The organism is Undibacterium sp. TJN19 (assembly GCF_049339485.1).
Lineage (GTDB): Bacteria > Pseudomonadota > Gammaproteobacteria > Burkholderiales > Burkholderiaceae_D > Undibacterium.
Genome location: NZ_JBMPPL010000002.1, coordinates 381,182 through 407,678 on the forward strand (window position 1 = coordinate 381,182; position 26,497 = coordinate 407,678).

The following is a 26,497-nucleotide window of genomic DNA, read 5'->3' on the forward strand; positions in this document are numbered from 1 at the left end:
GTTACAGTCCACTAGCTGCAACCCTATCATATTTGCTCGGTAATGGACTGCGGTTCATTGCCCTTGAGTTTGCGGAGTACGCATGACATCCGATTTTTCAAAATCGCCAGATCTTCCACAGGAACAGTTCGACATCGGGCCGCTTTCCTGGGTGATGGGAGAAGTGCGGGAAGCAATCACGAATGCCGGCAAAATGCTGACAGACGCGCTTGCTCAAGACGCAGAAACCCGCCCCACGACCATATTGCATGCGAAAAGCTATCTGCATCAGGCCCATGGTGCCTTGCAGATCGTTGATATTGATGGCGTTTCCATCGTTACTGAAACCATAGAAGAATTGCTGGAACGCCTGCAAAGCGGCCAGCTTGAGATGACACAGGCCAATGTGGAAGTGATTGTTGACGCTTTTCATGCTGTCTTGCGCTATCTTGAGGATCTGCTTTCCGGCGCGCCGCATCAGCCGGTACGTTTGTTCCCTTACTATCGTGCGTTGCTGGAACTCAAAGGTGCAGAGAGAATTCATCCTGCCGATTTGTTTTTCCCCTCCCTGTCTGCCAAAGAGCAGATACCTGAACTGGCTATCAGCGGCAAGGTCAGTCCCGTCAGTTATCCCCCATTACGTCAACGCTTCGAAAGACTGCTGCTGACCGTATTGACAGGTAAGGACAAAGAGCAACAGCGTGTGGCGACACAAGCCATGCATGACGTGATTGCCGAAATTGAAAACGGGCAAACCAATTCGCAGGCCAAGGCGTTTTGGGTAGTCATGCGCGCCTTTGTCGAAGCTGTCAGTCATAGTGCTTTCGATAACCAGCAATATGTAAAACAGATATTCGGCCGCATCAACTTGCAGATACGTCGCCTGGTCGAAGGTGTTACCACCATCCCTGAACGCCTGTTGCGTGATGCCCTGTTTTTCCTGGCGCAGGTAGAGTCGCCATCTCCTTTCGTCGCGCGTGTGCGCAAGGCTTACCAGCTCGACGACAAGGTGCCAGTTGATTATGATCAGAAAAACTATGGTCAGATCACCGCCGGGGCATTGGCCACGGCCAAAGAACAATTATCAGCCGTTAAAAACTTGTGGGGCAGGATTGCCAATGGCGAAAATGGCCTGGCAGAAAAATTCTCACAAAAAATGAAAGATCTGGCCGATACCGGCACAGGTTTGAACGCTCCCCCATTATCCAAATTATTGCGTGAACTGGCAGGCATTGCCCGCCATGTTGCCCATTCACCTGATGGCAGCAAGCTGGGTATAGAACTGGCGACCAGCCTGTTGTTTGTTGAGCATGCACTCGATCACGTGACACGTTTGCCGGCACACTTCGCTGAACGTGCAGATGAAATCACCACCCGCTTATTGTCCGTAGTTTCTGGTGAAGTGCCACAAACCCAGGTAAGCTGGATGGGTGAAATTTCCCGCGAAGCGCAGCAACGTCAGACCATGGGCGTGCTGGTCGCAGAAATGCAATCAAGCTTGCGTCATGTAGAAAAAATTCTGGACGAGTATTTCCGCACGCCCGCCAATAAAGATTCACTGAAACCGGTAGATGGTGCCATGCACCAGATCGGTGGTGCGCTGGCCATGCTGGATCAGGACGATGCCATGCTGGCGGTCGAACATACACGTCAGATGGTCAGACAGTTCATTGAGCGTGAAACTACCGATGATAAGCAACATGGCGCTGAACAGATCGCTGACCACCAAAATGTCGCGCAAAATATAGGTGCCCTGTCTTTCTTCATTGAAACCTTGCAATCGCAGCCAGAGACCGCGAAAAAGAAATTCAGCTTCGATAAAGAAGCCGGTATTTTCCGTTCCAATCTGCTGGAAGCGACAGCTGGCAAGGAATTGTTACCTGCTGCCGATATTCATTTGCCGCATGATGCGCATGCCCATGATACGCGTGCCGCAACAATGCAAACTGCAGAGCAGGAGCTGGCTAATCAACAGCAGGAATCAGCACGTCTGGCTGCCTCACTGGTAGAAACACCAGATGATGCCAGCCTGCATGCACAATTGAAAACCTCGTTGGAATCAGAACGTTCGGTGGCTACTCTGCTTGATGATGCCGCCGCATCCGACCGGGCAAAATCAGCCATAGACTTGTTGGGCAAACCAGACTTTGCAGCATCTTCGGAAGCGCTGCAAGAAATGGTCACCACCACAGCACCTGCTGAAGCCACATCAGTCGCAGCACCTAGCCAGGATCTGCCACAGGGTGATGAGGCAATAGATGCCGAGTTGCTTGAAATTTTCCTGATGGAGGCGGAAGAGGTACTTGGCTTTGTCCAGGCGACATTGCCTTCGTCGAGAAGGAATCCGGATAATCAGGAACATCTGACCAGCTTGCGCCGTTCTTTCCACACGCTCAAAGGCAGTGGCCGCATGGTCGGTCTGATGGTGTTTGGTGAAGCTGCATGGAATATAGAACAAGTCATGAATTTGTGGCTGTCTGATTCCCGCGATGGCAATGAAAACCTGTATGCCCTGCTGGAACGCACCGCCAGCGAAATGGTTGAATGGGTCAGTGAATTAAAAAATACTGGCGTGTCCGCCCGTACTGGCGCCGCCATCATCCGGGCTGCCGAACGCGTTAAAGCGGGTCTCGATTATCAGGACGAACAAGAGATACCAGAAGCCCCTGTAGCGACTGTAACGGAAACAGTTCGGGAAATCATTCCTGCAACGCCGGAAGCGATACCAGAAGCAACGCCAGACACGACGCCAGAAGCAGTACAAGCGATACCAGCCTTGGAAGAACTGTTGCCAGTCAGCTTGCCAGAAGTGGTAGCTGAGGAATTGATCGCTGAGCCTGTGGTGGAAGAACTGGTAGCTGCCGCCTTGCCGCCAGAAGAAATGCCAGTATTTGAGCTGGCTGCATTTGATGAATTGCCGGCGTCTGTCGAAAATGTGGCAGAGCCAGTTGTTGAGCACGCTTCAGAAGCGCCAATGATGGCAGATCTGGCTGACCATGCGCTGATACCTGACCTGACAGAATTGGCCGCTGCGCCAGTTGAAATTCCTGCTGTTCTGGAAATCACGCCAGCGCATACCGATACTGAATTGGTCGTAGATGGATTAGAAGCATTAGATGGATCAGATGCATTAGAAGCATTACCGGTTATTGAACCCGCAGCGCTTCATGAAAACGTAGTGGATCAGTCCTTGCCTGAAGCGACAGAAACACTGGCAGTGGATACTATCGATTTTGCAGAAACTGCAATTGCGCCTCACAGCTCAGCGGTTGAAGCGGAAGAGCATACTCTGGCCTTACCAGAGCCTGTTCTGACCGAAGCGCTGCCGGATAGGGTTGCCAAGGCTGAAATTATTGCCGCTGATCCCTTGTTGCCATCTGAGCCACCGCTTATTAACTTGCCTGCGCCTGAAGTAGCAGAAGTGCATGCGGCGCCAGCACCGGAAGTCGCTACTGCGAAAATCATCGATTTCCCTGATTTGTCTGTATCGGCTTCCAGCCTGGACGACAATATCAAACGCATAGGCGACATCGAAATCAGTCTGCCCCTGTATTCGATTTACATGGCAGAAACCGATGAAATTGTTCGTTTCCTGGCGCAGGACTTTGCCGAGTGGCGACACGAACCGCATCGTAACGTGTCTACCCATGCCATACATGCCAGCCATTCTTTGGCAGGCAGTTCGGCCACGGTAGGCTTGAAGCCACTGCAAGAGCTTGCACACAGTCTGGAATTCGTCTTGCAAAGACTGGAACGTCATCCCGTTGTATTGCTCGACTCAGAATACGATGTGCTTGACCGTGCACTGGAAACGTCCAAGCGCATGTTGCAAAAATTTGCCTTGTCGGAAATGGCCGCATCTGCGCCAGAAGAAATCCGCCAGCTTGAGCAGTTACTGCAAGTCGTCATAGAGCGTTCCAATGCAGGTGCCGACGAAGAGTTTATTACTTCGACCAATGAAAAACTCGACCTGGATACGCTGGCCGCGGACGAACATCTGATGTTGACAGACGTACTGGAAGCAGCACCTGTCCAGGTTGAAACATTGTCACCGGCTAATGATTTTACTGCCATCCCGGCTTTCCTCGAAGAACTGCATCTGGATCCAAAACCAGAGTCGGCAACAATACAGGAAGCAGCAGAAACAGTACCAGCAGCAACTGAAACAGCAGCAACTGAAACAGCAGACATCGCCCCATCCACATTGGAATCTGTTGAGATTCCGGCGCTGATCCCTGAGCCGGCTAAGGCTGAGGCAGCACCGGTAGAATATGAGTTCATCGCTGAAACCCTGATTCTGCCTGCAACGCCTGAAGAGCCAGCGCTTGTTGAAATACCAGTTGTTGCTGAACCAGTACACGCAGAAGCAATTTCTGCATTGCCAACTCATGCAGAAACGCAGTTACAAGCGCCGGTAGCACCAGCCGCCAGCGAATATGTTGACCCAACTGGCGACCAGAGCATGCAGATCAAGGATGATCTGGATGCCGATCTGTTGCCAGTCTTCATTGAAGAAGGTCATGATTTGCTGCCCATGGTGGGTCAATTGCTGCGCTCATGGCAAGAACGTCCAGAAGACAATGCCATTCCGCAATCCATCGCGCGCTTGATGCACACCATCAAGGGCAGTGCGAGGATGGCCGGCGCGATGGGCTTGGGTCAGCATATCCATGACATGGAATCACGCATAGAAAGCCTGATGCATGGCGGCAGCGCTGTGCGCGCTTCCCTGCTTGATGACCTGATGGCTCGCCACGATCACAGCATGCATATGTTTGATCGTTTGATCCATCCTGAAGCCTATGCCGCACCAGCGCCAGTAGACACTGGTCTGACTGCCGCGCAGGACCTCGATCAGTTCCAGGAACAAATGGCAGCCAATACGGTAGAAGTGCCAGTCGTCAAGAACGAACTGGTGAATCTGACGCCTGTCGTACCTGTCATGGCACGTGGTAATTTGCCACCAGCGCAAGTTGCCGCACCATTGGCGGCGGGTGCACCTGTAACACTGGTACGTGTACGCGCTGATATTCTTGACCGCCTCGTCAATCAGGCTGGTGAAGTATCGATCTCGCGTTCACGTCTGGAAAATGAAGTCAGCACCTTGCGTTCATCTCTCAGCGAATTGACAGAAAACGTCAACCGTCTGCGTGACCAGTTGCGTGAAGTTGAGATTCAGGCGGAAACCCAGATCACCTCACGCATGGCGCTGTCTGGCGACCGTGAGTTTGACCCGCTGGAATTTGACCGCTTTACCCGCCTGCAAGAACTGACACGCATGATGGCCGAAAGCGTCAGCGACGTGGCTACCGTACAGACCAATCTGACGCGCACTATTGATGGCGCATCGAATGACTTGCACGTACAGGCTCGCCTGACACGCGAATTGCAGCAAGATCTGATGCGCGTGCGCATGATTCCGTTTGCCAGCATTTCTGAGCGTTTGTACCGCGTTACCCGCCAGACTTCGAAAGAAGTCGATAAGCGGGTGAATCTGGATATCCGTGGTGCAACGGTAGAAATGGATAGGGGTGTTCTGGAAAAAATGGCCGGGCCATTTGAACACTTGCTGCGTAACGCGATTGTCCACGGGATTGAAACCCGTGATCAGAGACGGCAAAAAGGAAAAGAAGAAACTGGCGAACTGCTGATAGAAATTCGCCAGGAAGGTAATGAAGTTGTGATCCGCTTCAGCGATGACGGCCAGGGTTTGAACCTGAAGCGTATTCGTGAAAAAGCCATCACCCTGGGCCTGATCGAAAACGATGAAAATCCTGGCGAAATCGAAACCGCCAACATGATTTTCGAAGCAGGTTTCTCCACCGCGACGGAAGTCACCGAACTGGCCGGTCGTGGCGTCGGTATGGACGTGGTTCGTTCCGAAGCCGCATCGCTGGGTGGCCGGGTAGAAGTGGTCACCAATGAAGACAAGGGCGCAGAATTCACCATTCGCCTGCCTTTGACGCTGGCTGTGACGCAGGTTGTATTGCTGAAATCTGGCGGCAGGACGTTTGCCGTACCGTCTGTTCTGGTTGAACAGGTGCAGCAATTGAAATCGAATGCATTGGCCAATGCCTACAATGATGGCGCAGTGGTCTGGCAAGGACAGCGCGTCACTCTGTATTACCTGTCTTCCATGCTGGGCCAGGACGATGTCGCACCGTTGACACAGCAATATACGCCTTTGCTGATCATGAAGAGTGGTGGCGAACGTGTTGCCATTCACGTTGATGACATTCTCGGTAACCGCGAGGTGGTGGTTAAAAACATCGGGCCACAACTGGCACGTATGACCGGTATTGCCGGTGCCACAGTACTGGGTTCTGGTGAAATCGTTCTGATCCTCAACCCTGTGCCGCTTGCACATCGTATGGAGCATGAGCATGCACGTCTGCAACACCTGAATGCCGAAGCCGGTGCTGAAATCAATGCCGTGCCTTCAGGTGCGGCAGGTTCCAGCAGTGTTCCTGGTGCCATGGGAGCGGTGGCTAATTTGCACAGCGCCACGCCATTTACAGAAACCAAAACCGAGCCAGTGGCAGGCTTGCGCACTCAGCATACCGTCATGGTCGTTGATGATTCGCTGACTGTACGCCGCGTTACCCAGCGCTTGCTGACACGTGAAGGTTATCAGGTCATTCTGGCGAAAGACGGTATTGACGCACTGGAGCAGTTGCAGTCTGTCACACCTGACGTCATGCTGGTTGATATTGAAATGCCGCGCATGGATGGTTTCGATCTGACACGCAACGTACGCAGTGACTCACGTACCAGCCATATTCCTATCATCATGATCACCTCGCGTACTGCTGACAAGCATCGCAATTACGCCAAGGAACTGGGTGTGAATGAATACTTCGGTAAGCCTTATCGTGAAGATGATTTGCTGGGCGCGATTATGGGGTTTGTGGGTAAGGATGCGGCAGTGATAGTGTAAGTAAGCTGTAGATTTGATGTAGTCAAAAAAGCAGAGAGTGATCTCTGCTTTTTTGTTTTTGTCTTGCTTTCGTTTTCATTTGTAAACGATGGTCCTTTGTAGGCACAAGCCCGATCTCGGCCAGACGGCCAAATGTCCTTCTTTGCTTCGTCACAGAACTGCATCAAGACAATCAGGTATCAAAGACAACAATAAGTTACCGCTGAAATTGTTCTACTCATCACCCTCTTGTGTAGCCACCTTCTTCACCACCGCATACCGTGTCAAAGTCTGCTTGCGTGCCACATCATGTTCGATGATGGGAAGAGGGTAATCCTTGCCCAGCTTGACACCGGCCTGCTCCAGCAATAACGGTGCGGTTTTCCATGGCGCATGAATGCTGCGCTTATCCAGTTTTGACAGTTGTGGCAGATAGCGCTTGATGAACTTGCCTTCGGCGTCAAATTTTTCTGACTGTGTGATGGGATTGAAAATACGGAAATAGGGCTGGGCATCGCAGCCTGAAGAAGACGCCCATTGCCAGCCACCGTTATTGGCAGACAGGTCAAAATCATTCAGATGCAGGGCAAAATAGGCTTCGCCACGACGCCAGTCTATGCCCAGGTCCTTGATCAAAAAGCAGGCCGTTACCATGCGCAGGCGGTTATGCATATAACCGGTCTGGTTCAATTGCAGCATCGCCGCGTCCACCAAGGGGTAGCCGGTGCGGCCTTCACACCATGCTGCAAAGCTGGCATCTGCTTCGGCACCGGTTTCCCATTGTATGGCGTCATAATCCGGCTTGAAAGAGCGCTCGGCCACGTGCGGGTGGTGATGCATGATCATGAAATAAAAATCGCGCCAGATCAATTCTGACAGCCAGGTTTCTGCGCCACGATTGCTGCCAGCGCGAATCTGCTGCATCGCTTCCCTGACCAGATGTCGTATCGAGACGGTGCCAAAGCGCAAGTGCACAGACAGGTAAGACGGGCCCTTGATGGCCGGATAATCGCGTGTCTGGTCATACAACTTCATGCGTGACAGAAAATCTTCCAGCAACATCCTGCCGCCAGCCATGCCAGCAGCGACAGGCATGGCGTGCGCCGCTGCGGCTGCGAAGCCTATGCCTGCAAGTGATGGCAAGTCATCGTTGCCGATGCTTGCTGCCAGCTTGTGTGCATATTTTTCTATCGGGTAGGGGCGTGAATAAAAGTCGCTGCTTTCAGCATAAAACTTTTTCAACCAGGCGTTTTTGTAGGGAGTGAACACTGAAAAAGGCGTGGCTGCCAGTGACAAGACTTCACGTTTTTCAAAAATCACCTGATCCTTGAAACTCAGAAATTCGCAAGCTTGTGCTGCCAAATCTTGCCCGACGGCAGCGTCACGCGCTATTGCCTGAGGCTCATAGTCATGATTGGTAAAGACGGCATTAATACCCAGCTCGCTGACCAGCCCTGGAATTGCTTCTTCTGCGTGGGCAAAACGTACTATCAGGCCACCGCCCATGCGGGTCAGTTCTTGCTGCAATTCCCGTACACTGTCGTGGATGAAAGCAATTCGCCTGTCATTTTCTGGCAAATTGTCTATTATTGTTTTATCAAATATAAACACGCAATAGACTGCATCACTTTGTCGCAATGCGTGATATAAGGCTGCGTGATCAAAATTGCGCAGATCGCGGCGGAACCATACCAGTGAACGCTGGAAATGTTGTTTATTTTCTTGCATGAGAACAGGCACCATGATGATTAAAACACAGTGTCGCACCTTAGCACACATCGAAAATGCACGCTAAAAATGCTAAAATGACGGTATGGCGAAGCAAACAAAATCCTTACATACCAATCTGCACGACGAAATAACACTGTCGTCCCCGATGACTTCCAAACACAAGTTCCAAGTGAAAACTGATGATGATATCAATTTGGAATTAAATCTGACCAATCATTTCCTGATTGCAATGCCCTCCATGCTGGATCCGGTTTTTGGTGGCACCGTGATTTATTTGTGCGAACACAGCCCGCGCGGTGCAATGGGCATGGTGATTAACCGGCCCATCGAGTTGACGGTTGCGGGTTTGTTTGACCGTATTGACCTGAAGCTGGAAATTATTCCTGATTCCCATCCCTTGGGGCGACGACCAGTCATGTTTGGCGGCCCGGTGCAAGATGACCGCGGTTTTGTCCTGCATACACCGGTTGGGCAATATACATCTTCACTCAGAGTGACCGATGATATTGCCTTTACCACTTCCCGTGACGTACTTGAGGCCGTCGCTGCTGGTGATGGCCCTGATCAGGTACTGATCAGTGTGGGTTACGCAGGTTGGGGTGCTGGCCAGCTGGAGCAAGAAATTCTGGCCAATGGCTGGCTGACCGTTGCCGCCGACCCCGGTATCCTGTTTGATCTGCCGATGGAAGAGCGGTTTGCTGCCGCCATTAAATTATTAGGCATAGACCCCATGATGCTGGCCGCTGAAGCGGGACACGCCTGATGGGTGCGACTGACGGCACCATCCTCGCATTTGACTTTGGTTTGAAGCGTATAGGCGTTGCGGTCGGAAATACTTTTTTACGGCAGGCAGAAGCGCTCAGCATTATCCATGCACCTACCAATGATGGCAAATTTGCCGAAATCACCAAACTCATCGATAGCTGGCAGCCGGTTCTGTGCGTGGTAGGTTTGCCCATGCACGGCGATGGCGCAGCCAACGAAATGACACAGCGCTGCAAGCGTTTTGCCAATCAGCTGCATGGCCGCTTCAATGTGGCAACGGTATTGGTGGATGAACGTTATTCTTCAGCCGTCCTCACTGCCCAGCGTGGTGAATATATCGATGACGACGCTGCTGCCCTGATACTGCAACAATACTTTGATGAAACGCCATGACCTCCACGACTTCACCATTAGATGCAGAAGCGCTGTATCAGCAACTTTTGCAACAGATCAGGCCACATGCGGTGGCGCAAGACAAACTGGCCATCATCGGCATTTATTCTGGCGGTGCCTGGATAGCTGAACGTCTGGTCGCGGATCTCGCCCTGAAAAACAAGCCGGGCCTGATTGATGTTTCTTTTTACCGCGATGATTATGCTGCCAAAGGTTTGCATGCCGAGGTCAAACCGACGCATATTCCTTTTGATGTTGATGGCGCGCAAATCATTCTGGTGGATGACGTGCTCTACACCGGTCGTACGACACGCGCTGCGATCAATGAATTATTCGATTATGGCCGGCCGGCGCGCATCATGCTGGCTGCCCTGGTTGATCGTGGTGGGCGCGAATTGCCTATCGCCGCAGATTTTGTTGCACACGTTGCCTCATTTGAACCCGCCGTCTCTGTCAATCTGCACCGCGCAGTTGATGGCAAACTCAGCATCTCTATTGACCATGCATAATCCCCAGCTCAATAAACACGGTGAACTCCAGCATTTGCTGACGATAGATGGCTTGCCCAAAGCCATTGTCAACCATATCCTCGACACGGCTTCTTCCTTTGTCAGCATCAGCGACAGGGAAGTCAAAAAAGTGCCATTGATGCGTGGCAAGAGCGTGTTCAATCTGTTCTTTGAAAATTCCACGCGTACCCGCACGACCTTTGAAATTGCGTCCAAGCGTTTGTCTGCTGATGTGATCAACCTCAACATCGCCGCTTCCAGCACCAGCAAGGGGGAATCCCTGCTTGATACCATCGACAACCTGGCGGCCATGCATGCCGATATGTTTGTCGTGCGGCATGCCACTTCCGGTGCACCGTTTCTGATCGCCAAGCATCTTAACGATACCAAACAGCACCATGTGCATGTAGTCAATGCCGGTGATGGCCGCCATGCCCACCCCACCCAGGGTTTGCTGGATATGTACACCATACGCCATTACAAAAAAGATTTTACCAATCTGACAGTGGCCATTGTTGGCGATGTATTGCACAGCCGCGTGGCCCGTTCTGATATCCATGCGCTGACCACGCTGGGTGTGCCGGAAGTGCGCGTCATCGGCCCACGCACCCTGTTGCCGGGTGGCCTCGAGCAAATGGGTGTGCGGGTTTTCAACAACATGGATGAAGGTCTTAAAGGTGTCGATGTCATCATCATGTTGCGCCTGCAAAATGAACGCATGAGTGGTGCTTTGCTGCCTTCAGCGCAAGAATATTTCAAGAGCTATGGCCTCACGCCAGAACGCCTGGCGCTGGCCAGGCCAGACGCCATCGTCATGCACCCCGGGCCGATGAACCGTGGTGTGGAAATTGATTCTGCCGTCGCCGATGGTCCGCAGGCAGTGATTTTGCCGCAGGTAACTTTTGGTATTGCCGTGCGCATGGCTGTGATGAGCATCGTTGCCGGCAATAGCGGCGGGGCATGAGGACAATATGAAAATACATATCAGAAATGGCCGTGTGATCGACCCGGCCAGTGGCACAGACGCTGTACAGGATGTGTTTATCGCTGCCGGTAAAATTATCGCTATCGGGCAGGCACCTGCTGATTTCGCTGCCAATAAAGTGGTAGATGCCAGCGGCCTGGTGGTGGCTCCTGGCCTGGTCGACCTGAGTGCGCGCTTGCGCGAACCCGGTTTTGAATACAAGGCCACGCTGGAATCTGAATTGCAGGCAGCCATGCGCGGTGGCGTCACCAGTCTGGTGTGCCCGCCCGATACCGACCCTGTGCTGGATGAATCTGGCCTGGTAGAAATGCTCAAGCAAAGAGCGCGCATGCAAAACAAGGCGCATGTCTATCCGCTGGGTGCGCTTACGGTTGGTTTGAAGGGGGAATCCCTGACCGAGATGGCTGAGCTGACGCAGGCAGGCTGCATCGGTTTCTCTCAGGCTGAAGAAACCATCGCCAATACCAATACCCTGCAAAGAGCTTTGGATTACGCCGCTACCTTTGGTTTTACAGTCTGGTTGCGTCCGCAAGATGCCTACATAGGCAAGGGCGGTGTTGCCCACAGTGGCCCGTTGGCATCGCGCCTTGGCTTGTCTGGTGTGCCTGTCATGGCCGAGACGATAGCCTTGCATACTCTGTTTGAACTCATGCGTGCCACTGGTGCCAAAGTGCATCTGTGCCGTATCTCTTCTGCTGCCGGCCTGGAACTGGTACGCAAGGCCAAGCAAGAGGGCTTGCCGCTGACTTGCGATGTCGGTGCCCACCATGTGCACCTGACCGATGCCGATATTGGCTTCTTCGATTCCAACGCGCGCCTGACTCCGCCTTTGCGCAGCCAGCGTGACCGCGATGCCATTTCTGCTGCATTGAAAGATGGCACCATCGATGCCATCTGTTCTGACCATACACCGGTCGATGATGATGAGAAATTGCTGCCCTTTGCTGAAGCCTCCCCCGGTGCCACCGGCCTGGAATTATTATTGTCGCTGGCTTTGAAATGGGCAGAAGACAGCCGTGGCGACGTCAGTCTGACCCTGGCCCTGTCCAAGATCAGCCAGCATGCCGCCAAAGTCGCGGGTGTACCCGCCGGGCAAATCGCCGTAGGCCAGGTTGCCGACATCTGTATCTTTGATCCTGTCACACGCTGGAAGGTGGAAGCAAAAGCCCTTGCCAGCCAGGGCAAGCACACGCCTTTCCTGGGTTATGAATTGCCAGGCGTGGTCAAGGCGACGATAGTCTCAGGGCATATTGCGTTTGATACGCTGCATTAACATCGAAGATGAGAAGTAATCAACTTACCCGTGGCGAGCGAAGGCGCGTTATGGATGTGCAAAACAAGAACGGCTTGATCGATGAAGATGCCTAAGAAGTGGCAAGGTTGCGCGCCTGAAGCAGGCTAAGGTAGTTATCAAAACTACTCAGTGAGAAATTCGTTTGATTGAGTGGGAGTACAGGCAGGTATAGCCTTACTCCCGCTTTTGTTTATTGAGCTTGGCTATTTTTAATTGTTACTCTACGTGAGTATTTTTGTGAGTCAGTATGATCGTTTGGCATTTTTTCAGGATATTTCTCCATCTTACGGCAGGTCTGCTGACTTGCGCCGTGATCTTTCCGTTTTCCTCTGATGCCAGACGCGACGAATTGGTGCGTCGCTGGTCGGTCAAATTGCTGGCCATTTGTACTGTTGATGTCGCTTTCAAGGATAAAAGCGAGGGTGAGGTGTATGCGGCGGCGATGATCGTGTCCAATCACGTATCATGGCTGGATATTTTTGTCATCAATACGCTGCATCCTTGTCATTTCGTCGCCAAGTCAGATATCCGCAACTGGCCTTTGCTCGGCTGGTTATGTGAAAAGGCAGGCACGATTTTTCTGGTACGCGGCAGGCAGCGCGATGTGCGACGTATATATGAAGGTCTGGTACATCAGATACAAGCGGGCAAGCGCATCGCGTTTTTCCCTGAAGGTACAACAGCAGCACAAGGCAATCTGCTCTCTTTTCACGCCAACCTGTTTGAAGCAGCAATAGAGGCGCAAGTACCTGTGCAGCCCTTTGTTGTTCGCTATCTTGATGCACAGGGACAGTACCATGCAGCTGCTGATTTTATCGGTGACATGACTTTTGCAGAGAGCATGCGCATCATCTTGCTGGCGCCACCCATGACAGCAGAACTGGTACGCCTGCCTGCCATTCCTACTGAAGGCGCACACAGGCGCGAAGTATCACGGGTGGTACGTGCTGCTGTCATGCAGGAACTGGGCTTGGCTGAAAGCTAAGCGTTTTTCACCCTGGCTTTTGTTGTTGCGGGCAAGCGACCTGTACCAGATCGCGGTCTTCCAGGCAAACTGCGCTCAGTTTGCCACCCCATACGCAACCGGTATCGAGGCTGATCAGGTTTGGCCGTAATACCAGGCCCAGGGTTGACCAGTGTCCAAACACGGTAGTGCCTACTTCTGTCGCACGCGGCAAATCAAACCAGGCTGAATAACCATCGGGCGCGGTACCCACGCCATCTTTGCTGTCGAAATCCATGACACCGTTTGCACTGCAAAAACGCATGCGTGTCAGTGCATTGATGATGCAGCGGTAACGTGCGTGGCCTTGTAAATCTTCTGTCCATTGCGCTGGCGTGTTGCCATACATATGCTGCAACAGATCCAGCCAGTTGTCACCGCGCAACTGGTTTTCGACTTCATGCGCCAGTTGCATCACCTGCTCAGGCGACCATTGTGGAAAAACACCTGCATGTATCAGCAAATGCCCGCTCTTGAAAATTGCCATGGGACGTTGGCGCAACCAGTGCAATAATTCATCGCGGTCAGGGGCATTCAATATGTCGTCAAGCGTATCGTTGCGATGCGCGGTGCGTATGCCATTGGCGACAGCCAGCAAGTGCAGGTCATGGTTGCCCAGCACGCTTTCGGCGCGGCCGGTTTGCTGCAATCTGCGTATCAGGCGCAAGCTGTCCAGTGATCTGGGGCCGCGGTTAACCAGGTCACCGGCAAACAGGTAATGCGCATTGGGTGAGCGCTGCTCTATTTTGTCGAGCAGTGTTTCCAGTTGCGCACCACAGCCTTGTATGTCGCCAATAAAGTAAGTCTTTGCCATTGCGATGAGTGCTTATTCTGCGCCCATGCGCTTTGATTCAGAACGGCTGATCAATGCCTGCTGCTTTTGCTGTTCGCGCAGGATGGCGGTCATCATGGTCGGCCAGCCTATCAAGTGTTGTTCGGCGATTTCCGCCAGACCGCGCATCCATGCAGGGGATTCGTTCAGGCAGGGGATGTAATTGAATTCCTTGCCACCCGCCTGTAAAAATTCACCCCTGACTTCCATGGCGATTTCTTCCAGGGTTTCCAGGCAGTCAGCAATAAAACCGGGGCAGACGACATCTATGCGTTTTATACCGTCTTTAGCCAGTTTTTTTACAGTGGGCGCGGTATAGGGTTGCAGCCATTCCGCTCTACCCAGGCGCGACTGGAAGGTGACGAGGTAATCGTCTTTACCCAGTCCCAGCTTTTCTGCCAGCAGGCGGGCAGTTTTATAACACTCACAATGGTAAGGATCGCCACGCAGCAAAAATGCCTTGGGCAAGCCGTGAAAACTCATGATCAGTTTTTCAGGGCGGCCATGTGTTTGCCAGTGGCTGAGTATGGATTGCTTCAGTGCCAGGATATACGCATCATGATCATGATAATTCTTGACCAGGCGCAGTTCGGGCATATTGCGTACCTGTTTGTAATATTCAAACACGGCATCAAAATTGGATGCCGTGGTGGTGGCAGAATATTGCGGGTAAGCTGACAAGATCAGCAGGCGTTCATAGCCTTCATCTTTCAGCTTTTGCAGCACCGAGGGTATGGATGGCGAACCATAGCGCATCGCATATACAACATTGACTTCATGCCCGCGTTCACCCAGATAACCTTTTAACAGCGCAGCCTGTTTTTCGGTATGTATCTTCAACGGCGAACCATCTTTGGTCCAGATCGCCGCATATTTTTTTGCTGACTGACCAGAGCGAAACGGCAAGATGATCATGTGCAATATAAACCACCAGATCAGGCGTGGCACTTCGACCACTCGCCTGTCCCACAAGAATTGTTTCAGGTAGGTGCGTACCGCAGATGCAGTAGGTGCCTCGGGTGTGCCAAGGTTGATCAACACGACCGCAGTCTTGCCAATTTTTCCGTGTGAGTAGTCAGGTTCTTTCAGGAAGCGCATAGTAGTTCTTATGATGCCAGTAATTCTCTGGCGTGTTTACGGGTGGTTGCAGTGATTTCCAGACCGCCTAGCATACGGGCGATTTCTTCCACACGCTGTTTATTGTCAAGGGCTTCAATTTGCGAAATAGTCTTGCCTTGATGATTGCCCTTGCTAACTTGAAAATGCTGATTGGCCTGGCTGGCAACCTGGGGTAAATGGGTAACGCACAAGACCTGGCGGTCTTGCCCCAGTCGTTTCAACAGGCGACCAACGACCTCGGCAACGCCGCCGCCTATGCCGCTGTCAACCTCATCAAAGATCAGGGTAGGGGTGGCCGTGGCGCAAGAGGTGATGACAGAAATCGCCAGTGAAATACGCGCCAGTTCACCACCAGAAGCCACTTTGGCCAAAGGCCGCGCCTGTACGCCGGCATGACCTGCGACCATGAATTCTATCTGTTCGAGACCATGAGCAGCAGGCTCGGCTTCATGTAGGGCGATGGCAAAGCTGCCGCCGCTCATGCTCAAATCCTGCATGGCTGCCGTGACCGCCTTACCCAGGTCTTGTGCAACTTTGCGGCGCGCCTTGCTCAGTTTCTGGGCGATTTGCATATAGCTGGAGCGTGCTTTTTCTTCCTGCGCTTTCAGGGCATCCATGTCTGTGGCATTTGCCAATTGCTGTAATTGCGCTGACAGGCTGGCAAATTCTTCATGCAGCTTTTCTGGCGCGACATGAAAGCGGCGTGCCGTGGTATGGATGGCTTCGACCCGGCTTTCGACTTCGCGCAAACGCGCTGGGTCCAGTTCAGTGCGTCCCAGATAGTCGTTGAGCGCATACGTGGTTTCTTGCAAATTGATGCAGGCAGATTCAAGTGCGTCGGTGACCGGTTTTAAGGCAGCATCGTAATCGAGCAGCTTCAGCAGTTTTTGCTGTACGTTAGTCAGTTGTGACAGCACAGGGTGTTCGGATTCAGAAATCAGCTCGGCCGCTTCCTGCGCACCTTCAAGCAGGCTGGCGGCATGCGCCAGGCGGCTGTGCTCAGCGCTGATAGTTTCCCATTCGCCAGGCTTGCTTTGCAATTTATCGAGTTCGCCTACCTGCCATTCGAGGCGTTCACGCTCTTGCAAGACACTCTTGGCATTGGTTTCAAATTCTTCGCGCTGCTTGCTCAGGTTGCGCCAGGCTTTATAGCGCAAGCCGGTTTCTGCCACTTGTTCTTGCAACCCGCTTTGCATGTCGAGCAGGGCGCGCTGGGCTTCTGTCTTGAGTAAGGACTGATGGGCATGCTGACCATGAATATCTACCAGCAAATCGCCAATCTCGCGCAACTGGCTTGCCGTAGCAGTGATGCCATTGATCCAGGCTTTTGAACGTCCGGCATTGTCGATGGTACGACGCAAGATCAGTTGCTGGTCATGGTCACTGAAGTCATTTGCCTGTAACCAGTTGGCAACGCTTTCATTGATGGCAAATTCAGCACTGATATCGGCTTTGGCCGCAGATTCCCGCACCATGCTAGCGTCGCCGCGGCCACCCAGGGCCAGAGTCAGGGCGTCAATCAATATCGATTTGCCCGCACCGGTTTCTCCGGTAAGTACACTGAAACCGGAAGAAAATTCCAGTTCCAGGGTATCAACAATGACAAAATCACGAATGGCGAGCGTGCGCAACATAATAGAGAGGGTCAGTAAAAAGGGTCAGTGAGTGAGTTAAGACTTCATCGAAACTAAATTCATACAGCCAGGTCGCAAATAAAGCTGCCAGCCGCTATTTTAGCAACAGGCGTTTAATTGAGTGCGCCTTCGACTGAAGGATATTCATTCCAGTGCAATTTTTCGCGTAGGGTATCGTAATAATTCCAGCCCTGAGGGTGCAGGAATGTGACCGTATGGGCGGACCGGTTGACGATAATCCTGTCCCTGTACATCAGGCTGGCAAAATTCTGCATGTCGAAGTTCAGGCTGATGTCGCGTCCCGCCACAATTTCAATCACGATTTCACTGCTGTCCGGCAAAACGATGGGGCGGTTTGACAGGGCATGCGGCGCAATCGGCACCATCGCCAGGCCCGACAAGCTGGGGTGCAATAAAGGCCCGCCTGCTGACAGGGCATAGGCGGTTGAGCCGGTAGGGGTGGAGACTATCAAGCCGTCAGAGCGCTGGTTGTACATGAAGTGACCATCTACTTCAACGCGCAATTCCACCATGCCTGAACCAGCACCACGCGATACCACGATATCGTTAAACGCCACGCCGCTGAAAATCTGATTGCCTTCACGAACCACGATAGCCTGCAACAGGCTGCGTCTTTCAGACACATATTTACCGTCCAGCATCTCGGTAATCACCGGTATCATGCGGTCCAGCGGTATGTCGGTAATGAAGCCCAGCCTGCCCTGGTTGATACCTATCAGGGGAACATTGTACGGCGCCAATTGGCGCGCAATGCCCAGCATGGTGCCATCGCCACCAACCACGATGGCGGCATCGGCAGATTTGCCAATCTCAGGCACGGCCATGGTAGTGAAGTCAGCCAATTGCATGTATTGGGCGGTTTCTGACTCTATCACCACACGGTGGCCAGCCTGATCCAGAAAATTCGCCAGTTCGGTGATGGAGTCAGCAATGCCTGCGGCATTGTATTTCCCAACGAGAGCTATGGTTTTTGCCTGAACAGTCATAAACGATGGTGAGGTGACATGATGGCTCAGATTAGACCATAATTAGCGTCACAATGAATGAACTGAGTGCTGTTTATGACAATTAAAGCAGTTTTGCTGGACCTGGATGATACTTTGTGGCCGGTTGCGCCCGTGATACGTCATGCTGAAGCGATGTTGCAACAGTGGATGCACGCGCATGTGCCTGTGGTCGCGCAAAATTACACGATAGAAAAAATGCGGGAATACCGCAATGCCCTGGTGCCGACTGACCCGCGCTTTCAATATGACTTGTGGGCCCTGCGCATGGCCTTGCTGGAAAAGATTTTTGCCGAGCATGGTGAAGACCGCAGCAAGGCTGAACTGGCCATGGCGGTGTTTGCCGATGCCAGGAACAAAGTCAGCCTGTATGAAGATGTGTTGCCCAGTCTTGAGGCACTGGCGCAGAAGCTGACACTGGGAACCGTATCAAATGGTTTTGCCGATTTGCAGGCGATAGGACTTGCCAGTCATTTCAAGGTATCCATCGCTGCTTATCGCTTTGGTTGTGGCAAGCCTGACCCGCGTATTTTCCTGGCGGCCTGTGAGGCGCTGGAAATGGAGCCGCAGCATGTTTTATATGTTGGTGACGATTTGTTGCTGGATGTGCAAGGCGCTCAAAAAGCCGGTTTGCGTGGTGGCTGGATGAACCGACATGGTTTAAAAATAGAGGATGAACGCCATCTGCATATACAACCCGATGCAGAATTCAGCAATTTGCATGATTTGTATCGTTATCTATGAATTTTTCTATGTCCTTGTATGGCAGGCTCGCATAAAATAAAACCATGCAACTTGATATTCGCGCTCAAAAATTATTAAAAGCCCTGGTAGAACGGTATATCGCCGACGGCCAGCCTGTAGGCTCACGTGCACTTTCAAAGATTTCTGGCCTGGAACTGTCGCCCGCGACCATACGCAACGTCATGTCTGACCTGGAAGAAATGGGTTTTGTTGCCAGCCCGCACACTTCTGCCGGGCGGGTGCCAACGCCACGCGGTTACCGGGTTTTTGTCGACAAGTTGATGATCGTGCAAGAAATCGATGAAGTTGGTTTGGAGTCGCGTTTGCAACCCAGCCTCTTGTCGCAGCCGCCGCAAAAACTGATCGCCAATGCGGCGCAGATTTTATCGTCGCTGTCGCAATTTGCCGGTGTGGTGATGACGCCGCGTACAGAATCGATTTTCCAGCAGGTAGAATTCTTGCGCCTGTCTGAAAAACGTATCTTGCTGGTCGTGGTCGCTCCGAATGGTGAAGTCCATAACCGCCTCTTGCTGACCGATGTCGATTACAACGCTTCACAGCTCGTACATGCGGCCAATTACCTGAACCAGAATTTTGCCGGGCTGAGCTTTAGTGATGCCCGTACCCGTATCAATAGCGAATTGCGACAATTGCAAAATGATATGACCCGCCTGATGCAGGCGGCGGTAGAGGCCGGCGGTGATGCGATGGATGCGCAAAATGAAGAAGTCGTCATTTCTGGTGAGCGTAATTTGTTGAATGTGCAGGACCTGTCTTCCAACACCGCGTCGCTGCGCAAACTGTTTGATATGTTTGAACAGAAAAACAGCCTCATGCAATTACTTGATGTTTCCAGCAAGGCTACGGGTGTACAGATCTTCATCGGTGGCGAATCGCAACTGGTGCCTATGGATGAAATGAGTATCGTTACCGCACCTTATGATGTTAACGGTAAGATAGTCGGGACTTTAGGCGTTATTGGGCCAACCCGCATGGCCTATGAACGGGTGATTCCTATTGTCGATATTACGGCAAAATTGTTGTCAAACGCTTTGAGTCAGTAGGGTTTGCCTCTGATGGATTCAACAATTGACAGCATTGTTTTAGCTTTACCAGCAGTCTTTCCTTTATATGCACTTAAAAGACAGATACTGATATGAATAATAAAGACGTCAAGATTTTACTGGTGGATGACAATGAAGTAACCAGGGAAGTGCTGCGTGTGATTTTGCGTAGTGAAGGTTATAACGTTGTTGGTGAAGCAACCGATGGGGGCACAGGCCTGGAAATGGCCTTGAAGCTCAAGCCGCATATGATCATGCTTGACGTGGTGATGCCAAAGATCAGTGGTATAGAAATTTTGCCACGTATCAGGGAACTGGTACCCGATGCCTGCATATTGATGGTGACCGCCAACAAGGACCAGGCCACCATAGCAGAAGCGGTCAAGACTGGCATACATGGCTACATTCTGAAGCCATTCAATGCGCAAAAGATTATTGATACTGTCGCTGGTGTGGTTGCCAAGATAGGTAAATAAAAATGCAAATGCCCGGTTTTGCCTGAAGTTACGGGCAATCCGCACAAGCTGTAAACAAAAAGCCCGATTTTCAGATCGGGCTTTCCTATTTTTAATTCCGGAACGACTTCCTGACAACTTGCCTTAGGTCTTATGCTCGCAATTGGGTTTTGTGCAATTACCGTAGATTGCCAGCGCATGCTCAGCTATCTTGAAGCCGCGCTGCGATGCCACCGTCTGCTGACGTTGTTCGATTTCTTCATCAAAAAACTCTTCGACCCTGCCGCAATCCAGACAGACCAAATGGTCATGATGCGAACCTTCGTTGAGTTCAAAAATGGCCTTGCCAGTTTCAAAGTGGTTGCGGTTTAGCAGGCCAGCCTGTTCAAATTGCGTTAATACGCGATATACAGTTGCCAGACCGACATCCATATTTTCGTTCAACAGGATTTTGTATACGTCCTCTGCCGTCAGGTGGCGCACCCGGCTATTTTGGAAAATCTCCAGTATTTTCAGACGTGGCAGGGTGGCTTTCAGACCGCTTGCCTTGAGGTTTGGAGTGCTGTTTGTCATGTTTTCGATCAAAAAATTGCTATCTGCTTTATGATATCGGGTTTTAGGGCATGTTGCTCGATATCTGAGGTTACCTATGCGATTGTTGTTTTCAGATTTAAACCGTACCAGGGTTTGCCGTGTGGCGGGTTTGGCTGTGCTTGCTTCCCTGACTGCTTGTACGACAGGGTTGCCGTTCTTGTCATCTGCTGACAAGACCTCAGTGTATGCGACACCTACGACAAGTGGCGACACCAGCGGCACGCAGGTGACCGCCCCTAGCGGTTTTAACAGGCTGCTCAGTTATATTTCGCCCTACAAGATTTCTATACAGCAAGGCAACTTCGTTTCGCAGGAAATGGTATCGCAATTAAAAGAAGGCATGACGCGCGAGCAGGTGCGTTTTGTGCTCGGTACAGCCTTGCTGACGGATATGTTTCATGAAGACCGCTGGGATTATCCTTTCCGCCTGAAAAAGCCAAATGGCGAGCAAATTACCAGCCGCGTTTCGGTATTCTTCAAAAACAATACGGTTTCCAAGTTTGAAGGCGGTAACCTGCCAAATGAAAAAGATTACCTGGCACGTATTACCGAGTCTTCTTTGGGGATCAACCGTGTTCAATCGGTAGTGGATATCGACGCGCCGAAGAAAAAAGACAAAGAGAAATAAGCAAACTATGACAGCCTTGAAAATTGCTGTGGCTGGTGCGTCTGGCCGCATGGGTAAAATGCTGATAGAAGCCATCAGTAATGCCGATGACCTGGTATTGGCAGGCGCATTGGGCCTGCCAGGTTCGCCCGAAGTCGGTACGGATGCTGCCGCAGGTCTGGGTAAGCCATCGGGTGTACTGATTGAATCTGATTTGGCAAAGGGCCTGGCAGATGCGGATTACCTGATCGATTTCACCCGTCCTGAAGGGACTTTGACGCATCTGGAATATTGTGCTGCGCATGGCATCAAGATGATCATCGGCACCACTGGCTTTGATGAAGCTGGCAAGGCAGCGATTGCCGCCGCCGCGCAAAAGACTGCCATCATGTTTGCGCCCAATATGAGTGTGGGCGTCAATGTCACCATGAAATTGCTGGAAATGGCAGCAAAAAGTTTCGCCGAAGGCTATGACATCGAAATCGTTGAAGCGCATCACCGTTTCAAGGTCGACGCGCCGTCTGGCACTGCGCTGAAAATGGGTGAAGTGATTGCTGGTGCCCTTGGGCGTGATCTCAACGAAGTTGGCGTATTTTCCCGTGAAGGCGTCACTGGTGAGCGCGATCCTTCGTCCATCGGTTTTGCCACTATCCGCGGCGGTGATATCGTCGGTGACCATACCGTGCTGTTCGCCGGTATCGGGGAGCGTGTTGAAATCAGCCATAAATCATCCAGCAGGGTCACTTATGCGCACGGCAGTTTGCGTGCTGCACGTTTCTTGCGCGACAAGCAAACAGGCTTGTTCGATATGTATGACGTGCTGGGTTTTCGCTGAACATTGAATATTAAGCTCGATCTTTGACAAAGTGTCTGCATGAATTCTGCGATTGCACATTACTGGGAGCAGGCTGACACGCTGGGTCAACTGGTTGGCTGGTTTCTCTTGCTGATGTCGGTATTGAGCTGGACCCTGATCCTGTTTAAAGCCTGGACCTTCTGGCGTATCAGAAAAACGGCCCTGGTTTTGCAGACCTTCTGGCTTGCCCCCACAATGACAGATGCCATTGCGATGCTGCGACATGCTGACAAGGCTGCCATGTTTGTCACACTGGCAGATACTGCCAGTGCCGCAGTCGACACCGGCCAACGTGCCACGACCTTCTCTGCCCACAGCGAATCAGACGAAGTGCTGACCCGCAACCTGCGTCAGGAATTGCAGAGACTGACAGTCAAGCTGGAGTCCGGCCTGACCTTGCTGGCATCGATAGGCGCTACTGCGCCCTTTGTTGGTTTGCTGGGAACAGTCTGGGGTATTTATCACGCGCTGACGGCCATCTCTTCATCAGGCGCGGTACAAATTGACCAACTGGCGGGGCCAGTGGGCGAAGCGCTGATCATGACGGCGCTGGGTTTGGTGGTTGCGATACCCGCCGTGCTGGCCTATAACGGCTTTAACCGCATCAACCGCATTACACTGGCTGAACTCGATGGTTTTGCCTTTGACTTGCATGCGCATATGAGCCAATCCCCGGCTAAGTGCTGAACGTCCTGACCATGTCCTTCGGTAAATTCCAGCATTCCGGTTCTTCTCCGCGACCATTAGCAACAATGGCAGACATCAATGTCACGCCCATGGTGGATGTGATGCTGGTGCTGCTGGTCATCTTTATCATTGCCGCGCCTTTCATGGCGCCGGCAATTCAGCTGGATTTGCCGCAGACGCGGGCAAGCGCCTTGCCAGACAAGGGTGAAGCTGTCCATATCGCCTTTGATGCAAAAGGTGTCTTGTACTGGGAAAAGCAGGCCCTGAGCATGGCTGAGCTGGAAACACGTCTGGCGGCGCTGGCGCAGCAAAATTCGCAGGCAGAATTGCAATTGCGCGCTGACAAGGCCACCCGTTACGAAATTATCGCCCAGGTCATGGCGGCGGCGCAGGCGCAGGGTCTGGCCAAAATCTCATTTGCCACAGAGAATAAGCTGCAAAAAAAATAGATATCCTTCTGTTTGCAGGCGGTAGCCCTGCATTTTTCTGCTGCTTTTTCCTTTCTTGATGCCTCTGGCAGGCAGATCCCGCCTGGCTTTGCTCAATAATGACGCTGAACCAGTTATAATCAAAGGTTCTGAGTCATTTCCGCATCTACTTCTGCTTACGCCATGCAAGAAAAATACACGCCTTCCGACGTCGAGCAATCGGCGCAATCCCATTGGAAAAAGATCGACGCCTATACGGCGATAGAAAATAATCCACGTTTCCCTAAAGGCAAGTATTACGCCTGTTCCATGCTGCCTTACCCTTCCGGCAAGCTGCACATGGGCCACGTGCGCAATTACACGATCAACGATATGCTGGCACGCCAGCTGCGCATGAAGGGCTATAACGTCCTCATGCCCATGGGTTGGGATGCATTTGGCCTGCCTGCAGAAAATGCGGCGATCGCCTATAAAAAGTCACCAGCAGAATGGACTTACGCGAATATCGAAGACATGAAGTCGCAAATGCAGCCCCTGGGCCTGGCATTTGACTGGACGCGCGAAGTCGCTACCTGTGACCCGGATTACTACCGCTGGAACCAGTGGCTGTTCCTGAAGATGCTGGAAAAAGGCGTCGCCTACAAAAAAACCCAGGTCGTCAACTGGGACCCAGTTGATCAAACCGTACTGGCGAATGAGCAGGTCATTGATGGCCGCGGCTGGCGCTCTGGTGCGCTGGTAGAGAAGCGCGAAATCCCTGGCTATTACTTTGGCATCACCCAATACGCAGATGAACTGCTGAACAGCATCGACAATCTCGACGGCTGGCCTGAGCAAGTGCGTACCATGCAGCGCAACTGGATAGGCAAGAGTGAAGGCGTGCGCTTTGCTTTCCCGCATCAGATCGCTGACGAAACCGGCGCACTGGTACAAGATGGCAAGCTGTATGTCTTTACTACCCGTGCCGACACCATCATGGGCGTGACTTTCTGCGCAGTCGCGGCAGAACATCCTATTGCGACGCTGGCAGCAAAGAATAATGCCGCACTGGCAGCCTTCATCGAAGTCTGCAAAGCCGGTGGCACGACAGAAGCCGAAATGGCGACCAAGGAAAAAGAGGGCATGCCGACTGGCTTGTTCGTTACTCACCCGCTGACTGGCGAGCAGGTCGAAGTCTGGGTTGGTAACTATGTGCTCATGACGTATGGCGATGGCGCTGTCATGGGCGTACCAGCACATGATGAACGCGATTTCGCCTTTGCGAAAAAATACAATATCGCCATCAAGCAAGTCGTGGCGATTGAAGGTGAGACATTCACGACTGAGGCCTGGGCAGAATCCTATGGTGACAAGCAGCGCGGCGTTACCATCAATTCCGGCAAGTACGATGGCCTGAGCTTCAAGGCGACTGTCGATGCAGTCGCTGCCGACCTCATTGCCAAAGAACTCGGCGAAAAGAAAACCACCTGGCGCTTGCGTGACTGGGGTATCTCCCGTCAACGTTACTGGGGCACTCCTATCCCTATCATTCACTGCGCAAGCTGCGGTGACGTGCCTGTGCCTTATGAAGATTTGCCGGTGGTCCTGCCTACCGACTGCATTCCTGACGGTTCTGGCAATCCATTGAAACATCGTGAAGATTTCCTGAATGTGCCTTGCCCTAAATGCGGCAGCCCGGCACACCGCGAAACTGACACCATGGACACCTTCGTTGATTCCAGCTGGTATTTCATGCGTTATACCTGCCCGGATGCGCCGACCATGGTCGATGAACGCAATGACTACTGGATGGCGATGGACCAGTACATCGGCGGCGTCGAACATGCAGTGCTGCATTTGCTGTACGCACGTTTCTGGACCAAGGCCATGCGTGACCTGGGTCTGGTCAAGATAGACGAGCCTTTCAAAAACCTGTTCACTCAAGGCATGCTGCTCAACGAGTCTTACTATCGTGAAGATGACAGCGGCAAGAAAACCTGGTTCTACCCGAATGAAATCGAAGTCCAGCATGATGACAAGGGGCGTCCAGTTTCGGCATCGCTGAAAAGCGATGGTCAGCCTGTGCAAATGGGCGGCATCGAAAAAATGTCCAAGTCCAAGAACAATGTGGTTGAACCTAAAGACATCATTGAGCAGTTTGGTGCTGATACCGCCCGTCTGTTCACCATGTTTGCCGGCCCTCCAGATCAAAGTGCGGCATGGAGCAGCAGTGGTGTCGAAGGTGCTTCACGTTACCTGCGCCGTTTATGGGCGTCTGCGCTCAAATTGTCTGCTACGGTCGCCGCCAGTACTGTTGCACCTGCCAGCTATGCGGCAGATGTCAAACTCTTGCGCCGCGAAGTGCACCTGACTCTGAAGCAGATTGATGCGGATTATGACCGTCTGCAATACAACACGGTTGTGTCCGGCGCGATGAAGTTACTCAACACCATAGAGTCGTTCAAGTCAGAAGCCGAAGGCCATGCAGCCGCTTTGCGCGAAGCTTTCAGCATCCTGTTGCGCGGCTTGTATCCAGTTTGCCCGCATATCACGCATGCCTTGTGGCAGGAACTGGGACTGGCAGCAGAATTAGGTGAAATCATTGATGCTCCATGGCCGCTGGTGGATGAGGCAGCATTGGTGCAGGATGAAATCGAATTGATGGTACAGGTCAATGGCAAATTGCGCGGCAGTATCAAGGTTGCCAAGGATGCTGACAAGGCAACGATAGAAGCGACCGCACTGGCCAATGAAAGCGTGCAGCGCTTCATCGAAGGTGCACCGAAGAAAGTCATCATCGTGCCTGGCAAGCTGGTCAATATTGTTGCCTGAGTTGTTGATAATATGTTGATACATAGTGCAGGCAGTCTGAGAAACCAGCTTATCAGGGCATTTAGC

At 52.1% G+C, this 26,497-nt stretch carries 21 protein-coding genes; 15 read left to right on the forward strand and 6 right to left on the reverse strand.

The annotated features are described in order from the left end of the window. Positions 1-82 precede the first annotated feature (82 nt). The gene (locus ACO0LH_RS09915; protein WP_422940907.1) at positions 83-6,916 is read left to right on the forward strand and encodes an Hpt domain-containing protein; all 6,834 of its coding nucleotides are present in this window, start codon (positions 83-85) and stop codon (positions 6,914-6,916) included. Between the two features lie 213 nt (positions 6,917-7,129). On the opposite strand, the gene ACO0LH_RS09920 is transcribed toward ACO0LH_RS09915, so the two are convergent. Next, positions 7,130-8,623, reverse strand: a complete 1,494-nt coding sequence (locus ACO0LH_RS09920) for a cryptochrome/photolyase family protein (protein ID WP_422940908.1) — start codon at positions 8,621-8,623, stop codon at positions 7,130-7,132. Positions 8,624-8,771: 148 nt separating this feature from the next. Here ACO0LH_RS09920 and ACO0LH_RS09925 point away from each other — a divergent pair, with 148 nt between their 5' ends. The 6 genes from ACO0LH_RS09925 to ACO0LH_RS09950 all read left to right on the forward strand — a co-directional run bounded on the left by ACO0LH_RS09925 (position 8,772) and on the right by ACO0LH_RS09950 (position 13,557). Beyond that, complete coding sequence (locus tag ACO0LH_RS09925; RefSeq protein ID WP_422941173.1) at positions 8,772-9,389, forward strand: YqgE/AlgH family protein; 618 nt, start codon at positions 8,772-8,774, stop codon at positions 9,387-9,389. Further along, positions 9,389-9,784, forward strand: coding sequence for a Holliday junction resolvase RuvX (gene ruvX, locus ACO0LH_RS09930; RefSeq protein WP_422940909.1), 396 nt, complete (start codon positions 9,389-9,391; stop codon positions 9,782-9,784). The genes ACO0LH_RS09925 and ruvX overlap by 1 nt, the downstream gene beginning before the upstream one ends. Continuing rightward, complete coding sequence (gene pyrR / locus ACO0LH_RS09935; RefSeq protein ID WP_422940910.1) at positions 9,781-10,293, forward strand: bifunctional pyr operon transcriptional regulator/uracil phosphoribosyltransferase PyrR; 513 nt, start codon at positions 9,781-9,783, stop codon at positions 10,291-10,293. Before ruvX ends, pyrR begins: the two co-directional genes overlap by 4 nt. After that, positions 10,286-11,257, forward strand: coding sequence for an aspartate carbamoyltransferase catalytic subunit (locus ACO0LH_RS09940; protein WP_422940911.1), 972 nt, complete (start codon positions 10,286-10,288; stop codon positions 11,255-11,257). The genes pyrR and ACO0LH_RS09940 overlap by 8 nt, the downstream gene beginning before the upstream one ends. 7 nt (positions 11,258-11,264) lie before the next feature. Next, entirely contained in the window at positions 11,265-12,551 is a 1,287-nt protein-coding gene (locus ACO0LH_RS09945; protein WP_422940912.1) for a dihydroorotase, read from the forward strand. Positions 12,552-12,819: 268 nt separating this feature from the next. Then, on the forward strand, positions 12,820-13,557 hold the full coding sequence (locus ACO0LH_RS09950) for a lysophospholipid acyltransferase family protein (RefSeq protein ID WP_422940913.1): 738 nt from the start codon (positions 12,820-12,822) through the stop codon (positions 13,555-13,557). A gap of 7 nt (positions 13,558-13,564) precedes the next feature. On the opposite strand, the gene ACO0LH_RS09955 is transcribed toward ACO0LH_RS09950, so the two are convergent. From ACO0LH_RS09955 to ACO0LH_RS09970, 4 genes are all read right to left on the reverse strand, one after another. Continuing rightward, positions 13,565-14,389, reverse strand: a complete 825-nt coding sequence (locus ACO0LH_RS09955; protein WP_422940914.1) for a symmetrical bis(5'-nucleosyl)-tetraphosphatase — start codon at positions 14,387-14,389, stop codon at positions 13,565-13,567. Between the two features lie 12 nt (positions 14,390-14,401). Further along, entirely contained in the window at positions 14,402-15,505 is a 1,104-nt protein-coding gene (hemH, locus tag ACO0LH_RS09960) for a ferrochelatase (RefSeq protein WP_422940915.1), read from the reverse strand. A gap of 8 nt (positions 15,506-15,513) precedes the next feature. Beyond that, entirely contained in the window at positions 15,514-17,160 is a 1,647-nt protein-coding gene (gene recN, locus ACO0LH_RS09965; RefSeq protein ID WP_422940916.1) for a DNA repair protein RecN, read from the reverse strand. Between the two features lie 113 nt (positions 17,161-17,273). Further along, positions 17,274-18,167: an NAD kinase gene (locus ACO0LH_RS09970; protein WP_422940917.1), complete on the reverse strand. Its 894-nt coding sequence runs from the start codon at positions 18,165-18,167 to the stop codon at positions 17,274-17,276. A 75-nt stretch (positions 18,168-18,242) separates the two neighbouring features. Here ACO0LH_RS09970 and ACO0LH_RS09975 point away from each other — a divergent pair, with 75 nt between their 5' ends. The 3 genes from ACO0LH_RS09975 to ACO0LH_RS09985 all read left to right on the forward strand — a co-directional run bounded on the left by ACO0LH_RS09975 (position 18,243) and on the right by ACO0LH_RS09985 (position 20,469). Continuing rightward, positions 18,243-18,929, forward strand: a complete 687-nt coding sequence (locus ACO0LH_RS09975) for an HAD family hydrolase (RefSeq protein WP_422940918.1) — start codon at positions 18,243-18,245, stop codon at positions 18,927-18,929. Positions 18,930-18,973: 44 nt separating this feature from the next. Then, on the forward strand, positions 18,974-19,993 hold the full coding sequence (gene hrcA / locus ACO0LH_RS09980) for a heat-inducible transcriptional repressor HrcA (protein ID WP_422940919.1): 1,020 nt from the start codon (positions 18,974-18,976) through the stop codon (positions 19,991-19,993). A 92-nt stretch (positions 19,994-20,085) separates the two neighbouring features. After that, positions 20,086-20,469: a response regulator transcription factor gene (locus ACO0LH_RS09985; protein WP_422940920.1), complete on the forward strand. Its 384-nt coding sequence runs from the start codon at positions 20,086-20,088 to the stop codon at positions 20,467-20,469. A 123-nt stretch (positions 20,470-20,592) separates the two neighbouring features. On the opposite strand, the gene fur is transcribed toward ACO0LH_RS09985, so the two are convergent. Further along, positions 20,593-21,021 (reverse strand): ferric iron uptake transcriptional regulator, encoded by a 429-nt coding sequence (gene fur, locus ACO0LH_RS09990; RefSeq protein ID WP_422940921.1) that lies wholly within the window; start codon positions 21,019-21,021, stop codon positions 20,593-20,595. A gap of 76 nt (positions 21,022-21,097) precedes the next feature. On the opposite strand from fur, the gene ACO0LH_RS09995 reads away from it, so the two are divergent. The 5 genes from ACO0LH_RS09995 to leuS all read left to right on the forward strand — a co-directional run bounded on the left by ACO0LH_RS09995 (position 21,098) and on the right by leuS (position 26,431). After that, positions 21,098-21,670, forward strand: a complete 573-nt coding sequence (locus ACO0LH_RS09995; RefSeq protein ID WP_422940922.1) for an outer membrane protein assembly factor BamE — start codon at positions 21,098-21,100, stop codon at positions 21,668-21,670. A 7-nt stretch (positions 21,671-21,677) separates the two neighbouring features. Then, positions 21,678-22,484 (forward strand): 4-hydroxy-tetrahydrodipicolinate reductase, encoded by an 807-nt coding sequence (dapB, locus tag ACO0LH_RS10000; RefSeq protein ID WP_422940923.1) that lies wholly within the window; start codon positions 21,678-21,680, stop codon positions 22,482-22,484. Between the two features lie 39 nt (positions 22,485-22,523). After that, the gene (locus ACO0LH_RS10005; protein ID WP_422940924.1) at positions 22,524-23,192 is read left to right on the forward strand and encodes a MotA/TolQ/ExbB proton channel family protein; all 669 of its coding nucleotides are present in this window, start codon (positions 22,524-22,526) and stop codon (positions 23,190-23,192) included. A gap of 65 nt (positions 23,193-23,257) precedes the next feature. Then, positions 23,258-23,641, forward strand: a complete 384-nt coding sequence (locus tag ACO0LH_RS10010; protein ID WP_422940925.1) for an ExbD/TolR family protein — start codon at positions 23,258-23,260, stop codon at positions 23,639-23,641. A gap of 162 nt (positions 23,642-23,803) precedes the next feature. Next, complete coding sequence (gene leuS, locus ACO0LH_RS10015) at positions 23,804-26,431, forward strand: leucine--tRNA ligase (RefSeq protein WP_422940926.1); 2,628 nt, start codon at positions 23,804-23,806, stop codon at positions 26,429-26,431. Positions 26,432-26,497 lie beyond the last annotated feature (66 nt).